This window comes from Candidatus Competibacter phosphatis, from assembly GCF_012939995.1.
Classification (GTDB): domain Bacteria; phylum Pseudomonadota; class Gammaproteobacteria; order Competibacterales; family Competibacteraceae; genus Competibacter; species Competibacter phosphatis.
Map to the genome: position 1 here is coordinate 77,285 of NZ_SPMZ01000016.1, position 15,025 is coordinate 92,309.

The following is a 15,025-nucleotide window of genomic DNA, read 5'->3' on the forward strand; positions in this document are numbered from 1 at the left end:
TTGATCAGATCAAACCGCAGGCGTGGCATCAACCCCATACCGCCCCCGATAAGCCCACATCGCCTCCAGGTGCACCGCATACTCGGGTCGCTCCGCCAGGTAGGTCACTACGTCGTCCAGGGCGACGATGCTGGTTACGGTGATGCCGTGGGCACGTTCCACTTCCTGCACCGCCGACAGCTCGCCCTGCCCACGCTCCCGCCGATCCAGGGCGATCAGTACGCCGGCGGGCGTCGCGCCATGCGCGGCCAGAATGGCCATCGTCTCGCGAATGGCGGTGCCGGCGGTGATGACATCGTCCACGATCAGCACCCGGCCCGTGAGCGGCGCGCCGACGATCGCCCCACCCTCGCCGTGGTCCTTGGCTTCCTTGCGATTGAAGCACCAGGGAACATCACGGCCGTGTTGTTCGGCCAGGGCCACGGCGACCGTCGCCACCAGTGGAATGCCTTTGTAGGCTGGCCCGAACAGGGTATCGAATTCCAGTCCGGCGGCCAGGATCGCGGCGGCGTAACAGCGGCCCAAGCGAGCCAGGGCCGCGCCGCTGTCGAACAGTCCGGCGTTGAAGAAGTACGGGCTGACGCGCCCGGATTTGAGGGTGAACTCGCCGAAGCGCAGCACGCCCCGGCCGATGGCGAAATCGAGAAATTCCCGTTGATAGTCCCGCATGGTTCGAGATTCCGGCTGTGAGAAAGACGAATGCCGGTATCATAGCGCGCTTCACGATCCATCGACCGCCGGAGACTTGTTCCCGACCATGCGTGTCATCACCTTCAACGCCAACGGCATCCGTTCCGCCGCCAGCAAGGGCTTTTTCGCCTGGCTGGCCGAACAGAACGCCGATGTGGTCTGCATTCAGGAAACCAAGGCCCAGGAGCATCAGTTGTCGCCCGAGGTCTATCGTCCGGTCGGCTACCATTGCCATTATCACGACGCCGAACGCAAAGGTTACAGTGGCGTGGCGTTGTACGCGCGTCGCCAGCCGGACGAGGTGCGAACCGGGCTGGGCTGGCCGGAATGCGACCACGAGGGCCGCTGGCTGGAGGCGCGCTTCGGTCCGCTCAGCGTGGTGTCGCTGTACCTGCCCTCCGGCTCCGCCAAGCCGGAACGACAGCAGGTGAAATTCGATTTCATGGCCCGACTGGCGGAACCGCTGCGGGCGATGCGCGCCAGTAGTCGTGACTTCATCTTGTGCGGCGACTGGAACATCGCGCATAGGGAAATCGATCTGAAAAACTGGCGTGCCAATCGCGACCATTCCGGCTTTCTGCCCGAGGAACGAGCCTGGCTAGATGAGCTGTTCGGACCGCTGGGCTGGGTGGACGCTTTCAGGGCGGTGAATCCAAATCCCGATCAATACACCTGGTGGTCCAATCGCGGCCGGGCCTGGGACAAGAATGTCGGTTGGCGGATCGATTATCAGGTGGTCACCCCCGGTTTGGCGAAGCAGGCGCGCGCCGCCGCCATCTACCGTGAGCAGCGCTTTTCCGATCACGCGCCCCTGACCCTGGATTACGATTATGTCTTCTGATGCCATCCACCGCTCCGCTCGGGACATCCTGCGCGTTTTCCTCAGCGGCCGGATGCTGACGGCGCTGTTGATGGGTTTTTCCTCCGGCCTGCCGCTGCTGCTAGCCACCGGTTCGGTGCTGCAAGCCTGGTTGACCGAGGCCGGCGTTGATCTCGGCACCATCGGCCTGTTCGCCCTGGTCGGCCTGCCCTACACCCTGAAATTTCTGTGGGCGCCGCTATTGGATCGTTTTGCACCCATCGCCGGCATGGGCCGGCGACGCGGTTGGCTGCTACTGATTCAGACCACACTGATCGCGGCAATTGCCGGATTGGGGTTGACCGATCCGACGCGGAGTCTGTCGCTGGTCACGCTGGCGGCGTTCCTGGTCTCGTTTTTCTCCGCCTCACAGGACATCGTGATCGATGCTTATCGACGCGAGTCGCTGTCCGACGACGAACAGGGCCTGGGTGCTTCGCTCTACGTCAACGGTTACCGGGTGGGTTTGCTGATTTCTTCCGGCGGCGGCTTGATCCTCGCCGATCTCATTCCCTTTTCCGCCGTGTACGGGGTGATGGCGGCGGCGATGCTGCCCGGTCTGATCACCACCCTGTTCTGTGTCGAACCGCAGGTGGCGACCGGGACGCCCCGCACTCTACGCGAGGCGGTGGTGCAGCCGTTCGTGGAATATTTCTCGCGCCAGGACGCCGGTTTGATTCTGCTGTTCGTGCTGCTTTACAAGGTCGGCGAGATGATGGCCAGCCAGATGACCACGCCTTTTTATCTGGATCTTGGTTTCAGCAAAAGCGAGATTGGCACCGTCGTCAAGTTGTTCGGTTTCTGGGCAACGGTGATCGGCGGTCTGATGGGCGGCGTGCTGATCCTGCGGCTAGGTTTGTACCGCGCGTTGTGGATGTTTGGGGTGCTGCAAGCGATTGGACTACTGGGTTTCGTCATCCTGGCCCGGTTGGGACACAGTTTGCCCGGTCTGGCGCTGGCCATCGCCAGCGAAAATCTGTTCAGCGGCATGGCGACCACCGCCTACGTGGCCTTCATGGCCACCCTCACCAACCGAAAATTCACCGCTACCCAGTACGCGCTGCTCAGCAGCCTGATGGGCATTCCGCGAGTGATCGTCAACACGCCGACCGGCTATCTGGCCGAGTGGTTGGGCTGGGAAGGTTTCTTCCTGTTCTGCATGGTGGCCACCGTGCCCGGCTTGTGGCTGCTGACCCGATTTCGGACATGGATGGAACCGGCGCGGGAAGCGATGGTTGCGGAACCGGCGCCGGCGGTGTCGGGAACCGGCAAGGATTGAACATGGCCGTCGCGGTGCTCGAACTGGCCGACGGACGGCGGATTCCCTACCGTGTCACCGTGTCGCCGCGCGGCCATGCCATTCGATTCCGGCTGAGCGCGCTGGGTGGTCTGGTGGTGACTATCCCGCGCGGCTTTGATCGGTCCCGCTTGGGCGTGATCATCGACGGCAAGCGGGATTGGGTGCTCCATCATCTTGAGCTGTTCGAGGCGGCCAACCCACCGCCGGCTACCCTTACACCCCCTCGGGAGTTCAGACTGCTGGCACTAGCGGAAATCTGGCGAGTCGAGTATCGGACCCTGTCGGTCAAGACGGGCGGCGCCTGCACCGCTGGCCCCGGTCGGATTGTCGTCGCTGACCAGGTGGAGAATGTGGCGGCCTGTCACGTTGCCCTGCACCGCTGGCTGGCTCGCCGGGGACGGGACACGCTGACGCCGTGGCTGGAGCGAATGTCCGGCGAAACCGGGCTACAGTATGGCGGCGTTTCCATCAAGGGGCAGCGGACCCGCTGGGGCAGTTGTTCGGCCAGGGGTGGCATCAACTTGAACTACAAGCTATTGTTTCTGCCGCGCGAGTGGGTGCGCTACGTATTGGTCCACGAGTTGTGCCACACCGTCGAACTGAACCACTCTCCCCGGTTCTGGGATCTGGTCCAGCGCTTCGAACCGCGGGCCCGGGAGATCAGCGCGGCGCTCCGCAATGCGCGGGCATATCTACCGGCCTGGGTGTTGTAACCCATGGCCACATGATCGGGCGGCGGCGAAGCCGTGAACGCCGGTCCGTTATTGCTTCCTACCCCGTTCGTCCAGCGTCCTGTCGATCCGGGCCACCCAGATCAACACCTCGTCCTGAGTGAGCAGCAGGATTTGCAGATGGTTGCGAAAATCCTGCCAGGACTTCTCGACGAAATCGCTGAGGGCGTCCACGTAAACCACCACTAGCTTCTCGGGGGGGATCGGTCAGCCGAGCTTGTTCGGCATACTCCGTACCGTGCCGCAAACACAACAGATAGGTATCCATCGCCTTGCGCGCCGAACTGATGGCGCCAAGGCTCATCAACCCGCTCGCGCGTAGCATGCACTGCCATGCTAGCAAACCCACCGCTTGATTCCGCTCGATGACCTCGTTGATGTTCATGTCGAAAACCCCCACGCCAAACCTTATGATTGTGCATCGCAACACAATTTAGGTAGTCCGTCAAGCCGGTTGAGATTATGGAAAGTCGTGCCGCCACACGCATATTCGGTGTCTTGGCCGCACGACGGGGGGCAACTGGTTAAATCGCCACCGGAGCCCGGATGGCCGGGTGCGCTTGGTAGCCGATGATCTCGAAATCCTCGTAACGGTACTCGAACAAGGTTTTCGGCCGGCGTCGGATCGCCAGTTGTGGCGGCGGATGCGGTTCACGGTCGAGCTGCGTGCGAGCCTGCTCCAGGTGGTTCAGATACAGATGGCAGTCGCCGCCGGTCCAGATGAACTCGCCCACCGCCAGATCGGTCTGTTGAGCGACCAGATGGGTCAGCAAGGCATAGCTGGCGATGTTGAACGGGACTCCGAGAAACAGATCGGCGCTGCGCTGGTAAAGCTGGCAGGACAGCTCGCCATCGGCCACGTAGAACTGGAACAGCACATGGCAGGGTAACAACCGCATTCGCTCCAGCTCGCCGACGTTCCACGCCGATACCACGATCCGTCGGGAATCCGGGTCGCGCCGCAACAGCTCGACGGCGTTGGCGAGCTGGTCGATGCGACGGCCGTCAGTCGCTTCCCAGCTTCGCCACTGCTGGCCGTAAATGGGTCCCAAATCACCGTTGGTATCGGCCCATTCATCCCAGATGGTCACGCCCTGTTCGTGCAGGTAGCGCAGGTGAGTGTCGCCGCGCAAGAACCATAGCAATTCATGCACGATCGAGCGCAGATGCAGCTTCTTGGTGGTCACCAGCGGAAACCCGGCCCGCAAATCGAAGCGCAGTTGCGCACCGAAGAGGCTCAAGGTGCCGACGCCGGTACGGTCCTGCTTGCGCGTTCCCTCGCCCAATACGCGTTGCAATAAGTCGAGGTAGGTTCTCATCGTCGGCGTGCCCCCAGGTCCGATCCCACGCTAAAAGGATGGAAATTTATTGTGCAATGCAATATAGTAGACTCAATTTCATGTTGTATGAATGAGTTAGCACATATCAGGATAACAAATGGCCGCCAAAGCGACCTCTTCGATTCAAGTAATTGCCCGAGTATCCAGATTGCTGGACAGCTTGGCCGCTCATGACGGACCGCTCAATCTCAAGGCACTGGCCGACGCCACCGGCTTGCATCCCTCGACTGCGTTCCGCATTCTGGCGTCCCTGATCGAGCATGGCTTCGTCGAGCGCAGCACGGCCGGTCACTACTGGCTGGGAGCCAAGCTGTTGCGGTTGGGCAACCGGGTGCGCGGTCAGCTCGACCTGCGCCGCGAAGCTCGCTCGGTCATGGAACGGTTACGCGATCGGACCGGCGAGGCCGTCAATTTGAGCGTGCGCGAGGGCGACGAGGTGGTTTACGTGGAACGGGTGACCACGCCGCGAATCATGCGGGTCGAACAGGTCATCGGCGGCCGGGCGCCGCTGCATGTCACCGCCGCCGGCAAGCTTTTCCTGGCTGACGACGGTGTCGAGGCCTGTCGCGATTACATCGAGCGCACCGGGCTACCGGCCCGTACCCCCTACTCCATCGCCGATCCGGATCGGCTGTGCCAATCGGTGCGTGACATCTCCCATCAGGGTTTTGCGCTGGACGACCAGGAGGCCGAGCTGGGGGTCGGTTGCATCGGCACGCCGATCCGCGACGCCAGCGGCCGTTTGGTGGCGGGGCTGTCGGTGTCCGCGCCCATCGAGCGTCGTCGGGATGCCTGGATTCCCTGGGTCCTGCAAGCCGCCGCCGAAATTTCCGCCCGCTTGGGTCATTGCCCGCCGCCCGTCGCCTGCATCGAAGCCGGGCAAACGCTGTTCCAGGCCAGCTCGCTGGGTTGAGGCAACCGCCGCGGCCGGACCGCGCTTGCCTTGTTTCGCTTTACGCCTGCCCCGGCAATTCCACGATAAACGTCGTGCCTTGGCCGAGCTCGCTTTCCACCCAGATATGGCCGCCGTGATGCTCGACGATCTTCTGGCTGATCGGCAACCCCAGGCCGGTGCCTTTCGGCTTGCCGGCGTGCGCGTCGTTAACTTGGTGGAATTTCTCGAAAATCAGCTTGTGCTGGTCGCGCGCGATGCCGGGACCGTTATCGATCACTTCGATGCGCCAGCGGTCCGCCACCGCCCGTAGACGGATGGCGACCTCGCCACCTTGTTCCGGACAGAACTTGACGGCGTTCGACAGCAGGTTGATCAATACCTGGGTGAGCCGGTCATGATCGCCGGCGATGATGACTTCCCCATCACCCAGGTCCTCGTGCAGGGTGGCGCCCTTGTCGTTGAACAGTTGGCTGGTGGAGTTGATGGCGTCATGGATCAGGCCACGTAGATCGACTTCGCCGATGGACCAGTCGATTCGGCCGGAATCGATTTTGGCCATGTCCAGCACCTGGTTGATCAAGCGGGTCAGGCGCTCGCTCTCCTTGACGATGATGCTGAGGAATTTGCTGCGCTGTTCCACCTCCATGCCGGGGTTCGCCAGCAGGATCTCCGAGAAGGCGCGAATCGAGGTCAGCGGCGTGCGCAGTTCGTGGGTGACGGTGGAAATGAACTCGTCTTTCAGCCGGTCGAGTTCCCGCAGCCGGTTGTTGGCTTCCCGCAGTTCGGCCGAGGCCGCTTCCAACTCCCGCGATTGCTGTTCCAGCCGGCGGCTGTATTCGATGACCTGGGTGCTTTCGTCGAGGATGGTCATCACCTCCTCGATGCTGAGCACCTCGCCCATGACGATCGAAGAGATCATCACCCGGGCCGACGCCGCGCCGATCGCACCGGCCAGCAAGCGTTCGGTGTAGTGAATCAGCCGGGAATCCGCTTGCAGCGGATAGCCGCCGCGATCGCGGGCGTAACGGTCGAAGACTTCGCTGGCGCGCGCGGGACCCAGGAAGCGGGCCAGCAGATCGTACAGCTCGGCGGTTTCCACCACGCCTCGCCACAACAGGGCGTCGCCGTCGTGGCGCTCGCGCTTGAACACGTCGACGAACTGGCTGCCTTGGACCTGTTCGAGCGGGTCCGGCCGGCTCAGCAGCGAGCCGAACACCAGCCCGCCGATGTTGACCAGCATGCTCCAGAATACCGAATGCATGTACTGATCCAAGCCTTCGAGGCCAAATAGCGCATAAGGCTTGAGCAGCTCAATGCCGAACGGTCCGGCCTCGATGAAGCCGATATCGATCCAGCCGGAGCGGGCCATGGAAGGCAACAGCAGGGTGTAGGCCCAGATCAGAAAACCACCGCTCAACCCGATGAGCGCCCCCAGCCGGTTGGCGCGCTTCCAGTACAAGCCGATCAGAATCGGCGGCGCGAACTGGGCGGCGGCGGCGAAGGACACCAGCCCGCTGGCGACCAGCGCATAGCTCTCGCCGATAAAGCGGAAATACAGGTAGCCGAGCAGGATGATCACGGCAATGCCGACGCGGCGGATGCCGAGCAGCAAGCCGGATAGATCGGTGCGGCCGGCCAGCCAGCGGGGATTGGCGCGCAGCAGGATCGGCATCACCAGATCGTTGCAGACCATGGTGGACAGGGTGACCGTTTCGAACATGATCATGCTGGCGGCGGCCGACAGCCCGCCGAGAAACACCAGCAGCGCCAGGGTCGGCATGTGTTCGGCCATCGGCAGCGCCAGCACGAAGGTGTCGGCGTCCACGCCACCATGGTTGAAAATCAGTCGTCCCCCCAGGGCGATCGGCAGCACGAACAGATTGATGGCGAACAGATAGAGCGGAAACAGCCAGATTGCCTTGCGGATGTGCGCTTCGTTGACGTTTTCCACCACCAGCACCTGGAACTGCCGGGGCAGGAACAGAAACGCCATCATCGATAGAAAAGTCAGCGACAGCCAGCCGCCGTAGCCGCCCGGCACCACCTCGAAGCGCAGCAACGCCGCCAAATCCGGTTGCGCCGCCGCTTGCTGGAACAGATCGCCGGGGCCGCTGAAGATGACGAAAGTCACCACCACGCCGACCAGCATGAAGGCCAACAGTTTCAGCAAGGATTCGAACGCCACCGCTGCCACCATTCCCTCGTGGCGTTCGGTGTTGTCGATATGCCGGGTGCCGAACAGGATGCTGAACACGATCAGCACCAGTGCCACGTACAGCGTGGTATCCATCCAGGCCGGATGCTGGGCCGAGGCGGCCAGCCGGGTGACTTCCGGATATTGGCGCAACAGGCTGAAGCTGGCGGCGATGGCTTTCAACTGGATGGAGATGTACGGCAGGATGCCGAGTATGACGATCACCGTCACCATGCCGGCCAGCAGACCGCTCTTGCCATAGCGGGAGCCGATGAAATCGGCGATGGAAGTGATGCGATGGACTTTGGTGATGCGCACGATGCGCCGCAGCACGAACCAGAACAGCACCGCCATCAGGGTGGGACCCAGATAAACCGGCAGAAAATCCACGCCGCTGGTGGCCGCTAGGCCGACGCTGCCGTAGAAAGTCCAGGCCGTGCAGTAAATCGCCAAGGACAGGGTGTAGATGTAGGGGTTGGCGATGATCGAACGGCCGGCGTCGGCGCGCTGGTCGCCGTAGTAGGCGACCCCGAACAGGATGCCCATATAGGCCAGCGCACTGGCGATGATGATTCCGTCGCCCAGCATATCAGGGTGGCCCCTTCATTTCGCCGCCACCGGAATCCCGCGCATGAGCGGCGGCATTCGACGACGGCGTGTCTTTCGGCGGGGCGGATAGGGGCTTGGGCGGTTCGCCCGGTTCGCGGATTTCCGAATGTTCCACCACCACGATCAGCAGGACGATGATGATCAGCCACGCCAGATACAGATAGCAATACAACAGCGGAATGCCGAACGGCGCCCACGCTCGATCGAACAGATCCAACAGCGGATAGTTGAGTGCCAGCACTCCGCCGACGAACAGGATCACGATGTGTTCCCTGGATTGTTGTCGCATGGTAAGGGGACAGGGTTTCAGGGTTCTGGGGGTTGGAGGCGGGCGTTGGAGGATGGCGGTTTCGCGTCCCATGCCCGTCCCCGGTGACTGTTAAAAATTCGCCTGGGTCTTGCGGATCTCCACCATCTTGTCGGAGGCTTCCAGCGCTTGGCCCAGGGTTTGGACGCCCTGCGCTTCCAGGAGATCGAGCAGTTTGAGAAACACCTGGGCGGTCACCAGCGAATCGCCCAGCGCGGTATGACGGTCGTGTATGTCCACCCCCAGCCGGTCGGCGATGGCGTCCAGATTGTGATCGTCGGTGTAATCGTGCAGGTAGCCGGACAGCAGCAAAGTGTCCAGCACCGGGTTGCCGAAGCGCACGCCGGTTTTCCGTTCCTTCAGTTTGAGGAACCGCATGTCGAAGGCGGCGTTGTGCGCCACCAGCACGGTGCGGTCGTCACCGACGAAGGAGCGGAACTGGGGCAGCACGACCTCGATGCCGGGCTTGTCCGCGATCATGTCGTCGGTGATGCCGTGGAAGCGGATGGAGGCCTTGGGAATCGTCCGGCCGGGATTGACCAACTGGTCGAAGTGTTCGCCCGCCAGCACCCGGCGGTTGACGATGCGCACCCCGGCAATCTGGATGATCTCGTCGCCCTTGGAGGGCGACAGCCCGGTGGTTTCGGTGTCGAAGACCACGTAGGTCAAGGCCGCCAGCGGATAATTGACCAAGTCGCCCCATTCCTCCAGATTTTCGGCCAGGGAGAAATCGTAGAACTCCGGCCGGTCCGGCAGGGCTTCGGCCGGTTCCCGCCACTGGCGCGAGGACGCCGGCAGCGGCATCCGCAGTAGGGCGTGGCCGGCCCGGCGGTGGGACTGGCTCCACAGGTCGCTGTTGTGTCGCCGCAGCACTTCGCCGACCGTGGTTTCACCCACCAGATCCTGAACGTGCTCGCTCAGCCACTCTTCCAGTCGATCGGTGGGCACCGGCTGACCCGGCCAGATGATGTCCAGATAGACGCGGCGGTTGCCCAGCAGACATTCGATCTCGAAATTATCGCCGAGCTCGTGGGCGCGCAACTGTTCGAGTAGATGTTCGAGCAGCAGCATGATCGATTGGTTGTCCACGTTCAGCCAGAGCGGCATGCCCACCATCTTCGCTCGCGGGCCGGCGCGCTGTTCCAGATGATGGACGACGGCGCCGATCAGATCGGCGGAATAGACATCGTTCATCGGCCAGCGGCTGGCGTACAGGTTGCGCACTTCCAGGGTCAATTCCTGTAGCCGCTGGCTGAGGCGTTCGCTCTCCTCGACGATCACCCGTTGGAAGGCTTCGCGTTGCACCGTGGTCATGTCGCCGAAATTCATGACATTTTCCGCCGCCGCTCGCAGGTTGGCCAGTGGCTGGCGCAGGTCCTCGGTGCGGGTCTTGAGCAGCGAGCGGTCCATCTGCTGGGTGATGTCGCGGAAGGTGATGACGAAGGCGGCGCCCCGATCGCCGGCGCCCGGCAGCAGGCTCATCCGGCAGTGGAACAAGGTCTCGTCGTTGACGGTGGCGCACACGAATTCGGCGTCGCCGGGCGGCTTGCCGTCGCTGCTGTTCTGTTGGCGAAAGCGCAGCAGTTGCAGGGTGCTTTCGAGCGGCGCGCGGGTCCAGAGGTCGTACAGCGACCGGCCCAGTCCCAGCGCCTCGCGGTTGGGCAGCAGTTTCACCGCCGCCGGATTGTAGAGCAGGATGCGCGCCTCGCCGTCGCAGACCAGCACGCCTTCGGACAATTCCCGTAGCACGGTTTCCAGCCGGGCTTTTTGTTCTTCGATTTCCTGAGTGCCGATGGCGGTGGCGGCGGCGACCTCGCGCCGGGCCTTGTGCAGCGCCTCGCCCAGTTCCAGCAGCATGCTCGGAAAAAAGCCCAACCAATGTTGGCGCGGCAGTTCCAGCACATAGCCGGGATTGCTACGGGCGATGATCCGGGCGCCGCGGGCCAGGGCGCCGAGGGGAATGAAGCAATACCAGTCAAGCATCGCCCAAACCGTCGTGATCACGCCGACAATGGCGAAGACGGCCAGCATCAACCACAGCAGGGTCTGGTCGCGCTGACTGGGATCCGGCACGACTTGATGAATTTTCCAGCCCAGCCAAGTCAAGGAGGCCAGCGTCAGGATGACCGGAACCAGCCACAACAGCCAGAGCTTGGTCCGATAGCGCATGATGATGCTTAGCCTGCTTCCGCCAGCAACTCGCGAACGCGTTCCACCACTTCCTGGGTCGAGAAGGGCTTGGTGATGTAGTCGTCCGCGCCGAGTGCCAGCCCTTTTTCCCGTTCGACCTCGCGGCCCTTGGCGGTCAGCATGATGATGCGAACGCTCTGCCAGTCAGGATTGGCGCGAATGGCCTGGCAGACTTCATAGCCATTTTTGCGCGGCATCATCACATCGAGCAACACCAGGTCGGGTTGCTCGGCGGCGATGGCGGCTAGCGCGGCCTCGCCATCCGCGGCGGTTCGTACCTGGAACCCTGCCTGTTTCATCAGGAATTCCAAAGAGAGGACGATGTTTGGCTCATCGTCCACCACCAAAATCTTGTTCGCCATATCCGCTCCCCTGAGCAACCAGGATTTTTTCAGCTCGTCATCGCCAAATTCATGACTTTTCCGAACCGCCGCGCGCCGTGCCGCTCTCTCGGGTCTCCGGCGACGGGTCGCTCTTCTTGTCGGGTCCGTCCTTGCTTGGAATGGCGCTGGCCTTGGCAACCGCTTCCCAGAATTTCTGCACTATTTCCATCGAGTGGAACTGGGCGGGCAACAGCGGTTTTAGCAGGCCGAGGGACTCGAAGTTGATCACGCCACGCTGCACGTTGTCGCGCAGGACCTTCATCATCTCGTCGTGTAGGGGTTGCACGTTGGGCAGACCCAGAAACTCGCGCATTTCCTGAGCGGTGGCTTCAACGCTGACATTGACTTTCATCGAAAGGCTTCCTCATGCATCGGGATTGCGGGCCTCACCGCCGGAGGCTAAGGTATGGGGTCAAACCGCCGAATTCTGAAAAAGAATAGCAGGAATAGCGTCCTCGGTCTTCCGATCGTGCGGGGCGCGTGCAACTTTCCACGGGGTCCCGCCGGGCGAGGGCGATGCCTCAGCCGTCGCCGAGGGCTGTTTTGGCGGGCCGGCCACGCTTAAGATGCACCAGCAGCAGGGAAATGGCGGCGGGGGTCATGCCCGGAATCCGGCCAGCCTGGCCCAAGGTGTGAGGCCGATGGCGCTCCAGTTTCTCCCGCACCTCCCGCGACAGGCCGCGCACCTCGGCGTAATCGAGCGTCGGTGGCAAGCTCAGGTGCTCCTGGCGGCGCTGGCGTTCGATCTCCTCGCGTTGCCGCTCGATATAACCGGCGTATTTGGCTTGGATCTCCACCTGCTCGGCGACTTGAGGATCGGACTCGCCGGGACCGATACCGGGCAGACGCATCAGCTTTTCATAGGTGACTTCGGGTCGGCGCAACAGTTCGGCGGCGCGGCTTTCCCGAGCCAGCGGTCCGCCCAGCAGCCATTCGGCATCGGTTTCGATCAACTGGCCCGGTCGTACCCAGCACTCGCGTAGCCGCTGACTTTCCCGTTCGATCGCTTCGCGTTTGCTTTCGAAGGCCCGCCAACGCTCGTCGTCCACCAAGCCCAAGCGGCGGCCAGTCGCGGTCAGGCGTAGATCGGCGTTGTCCTCGCGCAGCAGTAGACGGTGTTCGGCGCGGCTGGTGAACATCCGGTACGGTTCGCTGGCGCCGCGAGTGATCAGATCGTCGATCAGCACGCCCAGGTAGGCTTCGTCGCGATTCGGCCACCACGGCGTTTCGCCGCGCACGAACAGGCCGGCGTTGAGGCCGGCGAGCAATCCCTGCGCGGCGGCTTCCTCGTAACCGGTGGTGCCGTTGATCTGGCCGGCGAAGAACAAGCCTTGAATGGCGCGAGTCTGCAACGAATAGTCGAGATCGCGCGGGTCGAAGAAATCGTACTCGATGGCGTAGCCGGGTCGGGTGAGGTGGACGTGTTCCAGTCCTCGGATCGAGCGGACCAGGGCATGCTGGATATCGAACGGCAGGCTGGTGGAAATGCCGTTGGGATAGACTTCGTGGGTCTGCAAGCCTTCCGGCTCCAGGAAGATCTGGTGTGAATCCTTGTCGGCGAAGCGGTGGATCTTGTCTTCGATCGACGGACAGTAACGCGGCCCGACCCCTTCGATCACGCCGGTGTACATCGGCGAGCGATCCAGGCCGCCACGGATGATGTCGTGGGTGCGCGGGTTGGTCTGGGTGATCCAGCACGAGATCTGCGGCGGGTGTTCGTCCACCGAGCCGAGATGGGAAAACACCGGACAGGGCTCATCGCCCGGCTGCTCGGTCAATTGCGAAAAATCGATGCTTCGTCCATCCAGGCGCGGCGGGGTCCCGGTCTTGAGCCGACTGACCCGCAACGGCAGTTCGCGCAGCCGCGCCGCCAGGGCGTTGGCCGGCGGATCGCCGGCGCGGCCGCCTTCGTAGTGGGTCAGTCCGACGTGGATGCGCCCGGCCAGAAAGGTGCCGGCGGTCAGCACCACCGCGCCGGCGGCGAAGCGGATGCCGGTTTGCGTCACCACGCCGGTCACCCGATCGCCTTCGAGCGTCAGGTCGGCGGCGGCCTGCTGGAATACATGCAGGTTCGACTGGTTCTCGATCAAGGTTCGCACCGCCGCCCGGTACAGCGCCCGGTCGGCTTGGCAGCGGGTGGCGCGCACCGCCGGCCCCTTGCGGCTGTTGAGGATGCGGAACTGAATGCCGGCCCGGTCGGCGGCGCGGGCCATGATGCCGCCGAGAGCGTCGATCTCCCGGACCAGATGGCCTTTGCCGATGCCGCCGATGGCCGGGTTGCAGCTCATCGCGCCCACGGTTTCAATGGTGTGGGTCAGCAACAAGGTACGCAGCCCCATGCGCGCCGCAGCCAGGCACGCCTCGGTACCGGCGTGACCGCCGCCGATCACGATGACGTCGAAGGGTTCGGGGTAATGCATGGCGGTCACTCCGGCAAGGGCAATTGCACCGCGTAATTGGACACCGGCAATGCCACGGTGATCGCGCCGTCCTTGGCGAGAAAGTGAGCAAAGCGCTTGTAACGGACTTCGTCCAGCGCCGCCGGCCGACGCGCCAGGCGCGGCACGGTATCGCGCCAGATGCGTCGATTCAATTCGTTGTCCAAGTCCTTGTGGTTGGCGATGAATGCGTTCCAAGCGTCGTCCGGGTGATTGACGATGTAGAGCGTCGCCTGCTCCAGCGCGGTTAGAAAACGCCGCAACCGAGGATCGTTGAGACGGTCGCGCGCCGCCACCAGCACCCGTTCGTCGTAGGGAGGGACACCCTCTTCCTCCGGATAGAAGATCCGGCCCGGCTTTTTGGCCAAGTCCATTTGGTTCAATATGACATTGCGGAACACGCCGATCGCCGCATCCACCTGTCCCGACAGCAGCGCCGACGACGGCGAGGCGCCGACATCGACCAAGGTCACCTCCTCCGGTTGGAGGTTGGCTTGCGCCAGCAAGGCCTTGAGCAGTGCTTTCTCGAATCCCGTTGCCGAATAGCCGAGCTTGCGGCCCTTGAGGTCGGCCAGGGTTTTGATCGGACCCTTTTGCAACACGACCAGCGCGTTCAGCGGCGTGGCCACCAGCGTGCCGATGCGCTTGAGCGGCAGGCCGGCGTTGACGTGGATGTGCAACTGCGGTTGGGAACTCACCGCCAGATCCGCCTTGTTGGTAGCGACCATTTTGGACGGGTCGTTGGGGTCGATCGGAGTTTGTAGTTCGACCTCCAGATTTTGAGCGGTGAAAAAACCTTTTTCCAGTGCCACCACCAGTGCGGCATGGTCGGGATTCACGAACTGATCGAGCATCACGGTGAGCTTGTTCTTGGCGGCGCTGGGCGGGTCCTCGGCGCGGGCGGCCAGCGCGAGAACGGTCAATCCAAGCAATAACAGCAAGGCGCGAACAGCTTTCGACATGTCATTCATCCCATCCAGTCATCGATCGATTCCAGCATTTCGGAAGGCTTACAAGATACGGCCACGGCGCGGACCGGTCATTCTTCAACTTGTTTTGTAAGGCGGTCAAGGTATGCGGTCGGGTACG

Annotated in this window: 14 protein-coding genes; 4 read left to right on the forward strand and 10 right to left on the reverse strand. The window is 62.8% G+C overall.

The annotated features are described in order from the left end of the window. Nucleotides 1-9: 9 nt before the first annotated feature. Complete coding sequence (pyrE, locus tag E4P82_RS05815; RefSeq protein WP_169248013.1) at nucleotides 10-669, reverse strand: orotate phosphoribosyltransferase; 660 nt, start codon at nucleotides 667-669, stop codon at nucleotides 10-12. Between the two features lie 88 nt (nucleotides 670-757). Between pyrE and E4P82_RS05820 the strand changes: the two genes are divergently transcribed. The 3 genes from E4P82_RS05820 to E4P82_RS05830 are packed head-to-tail and all read left to right on the forward strand — an operon-like array spanning nucleotide 758 to nucleotide 3,562. Further along, nucleotides 758-1,531 (forward strand): exodeoxyribonuclease III, encoded by a 774-nt coding sequence (locus tag E4P82_RS05820; RefSeq protein WP_169248014.1) that lies wholly within the window; start codon nucleotides 758-760, stop codon nucleotides 1,529-1,531. Next, nucleotides 1,521-2,828: an AmpG family muropeptide MFS transporter gene (locus E4P82_RS05825; protein ID WP_169248015.1), complete on the forward strand. Its 1,308-nt coding sequence runs from the start codon at nucleotides 1,521-1,523 to the stop codon at nucleotides 2,826-2,828. The genes E4P82_RS05820 and E4P82_RS05825 overlap by 11 nt, the downstream gene beginning before the upstream one ends. Nucleotides 2,829-2,830: 2 nt before the next feature. After that, nucleotides 2,831-3,562, forward strand: a complete 732-nt coding sequence (locus E4P82_RS05830; protein ID WP_169248016.1) for a M48 family metallopeptidase — start codon at nucleotides 2,831-2,833, stop codon at nucleotides 3,560-3,562. A 48-nt stretch (nucleotides 3,563-3,610) separates the two neighbouring features. Here E4P82_RS05830 and E4P82_RS05835 read toward each other — a convergent pair whose 3' ends face one another. Both E4P82_RS05835 and thyA read right to left on the reverse strand, forming a co-directional pair. Next, entirely contained in the window at nucleotides 3,611-3,754 is a 144-nt protein-coding gene (locus E4P82_RS05835; RefSeq protein ID WP_169248017.1) for a hypothetical protein, read from the reverse strand. A 350-nt stretch (nucleotides 3,755-4,104) separates the two neighbouring features. Then, a complete protein-coding gene (gene thyA, locus E4P82_RS05840; RefSeq protein WP_169248018.1) occupies nucleotides 4,105-4,899 on the reverse strand; it encodes a thymidylate synthase in 795 nt (264 codons plus the stop codon). Nucleotides 4,900-5,017: 118 nt separating this feature from the next. Here thyA and E4P82_RS05845 point away from each other — a divergent pair, with 118 nt between their 5' ends. After that, nucleotides 5,018-5,833 (forward strand): IclR family transcriptional regulator, encoded by an 816-nt coding sequence (locus tag E4P82_RS05845; RefSeq protein WP_169248019.1) that lies wholly within the window; start codon nucleotides 5,018-5,020, stop codon nucleotides 5,831-5,833. A 40-nt stretch (nucleotides 5,834-5,873) separates the two neighbouring features. Here E4P82_RS05845 and E4P82_RS05850 read toward each other — a convergent pair whose 3' ends face one another. The 7 genes from E4P82_RS05850 to E4P82_RS05880 all read right to left on the reverse strand — a co-directional run bounded on the left by E4P82_RS05850 (nucleotide 5,874) and on the right by E4P82_RS05880 (nucleotide 14,898). Beyond that, complete coding sequence (locus E4P82_RS05850; RefSeq protein WP_169248020.1) at nucleotides 5,874-8,597, reverse strand: sensor histidine kinase; 2,724 nt, start codon at nucleotides 8,595-8,597, stop codon at nucleotides 5,874-5,876. 1 nt (nucleotide 8,598) lies between these two features. Then, complete coding sequence (locus E4P82_RS05855) at nucleotides 8,599-8,979, reverse strand: hypothetical protein (RefSeq protein WP_169247942.1); 381 nt, start codon at nucleotides 8,977-8,979, stop codon at nucleotides 8,599-8,601. 18 nt (nucleotides 8,980-8,997) lie between these two features. Continuing rightward, nucleotides 8,998-11,094, reverse strand: a complete 2,097-nt coding sequence (locus E4P82_RS05860) for a 3'-5' exonuclease (protein ID WP_169248021.1) — start codon at nucleotides 11,092-11,094, stop codon at nucleotides 8,998-9,000. Nucleotides 11,095-11,102: 8 nt separating this feature from the next. Next, nucleotides 11,103-11,477: a response regulator transcription factor gene (locus tag E4P82_RS05865; protein ID WP_169248022.1), complete on the reverse strand. Its 375-nt coding sequence runs from the start codon at nucleotides 11,475-11,477 to the stop codon at nucleotides 11,103-11,105. A gap of 49 nt (nucleotides 11,478-11,526) precedes the next feature. After that, entirely contained in the window at nucleotides 11,527-11,850 is a 324-nt protein-coding gene (locus tag E4P82_RS05870) for a hypothetical protein (RefSeq protein ID WP_169248023.1), read from the reverse strand. Between the two features lie 169 nt (nucleotides 11,851-12,019). Continuing rightward, on the reverse strand, nucleotides 12,020-13,918 hold the full coding sequence (gene mnmG / locus E4P82_RS05875; protein ID WP_169248024.1) for a tRNA uridine-5-carboxymethylaminomethyl(34) synthesis enzyme MnmG: 1,899 nt from the start codon (nucleotides 13,916-13,918) through the stop codon (nucleotides 12,020-12,022). Nucleotides 13,919-13,923: 5 nt separating this feature from the next. Beyond that, on the reverse strand, nucleotides 13,924-14,898 hold the full coding sequence (locus E4P82_RS05880; RefSeq protein WP_169248025.1) for an ABC transporter substrate-binding protein: 975 nt from the start codon (nucleotides 14,896-14,898) through the stop codon (nucleotides 13,924-13,926). Nucleotides 14,899-15,025 lie beyond the last annotated feature (127 nt).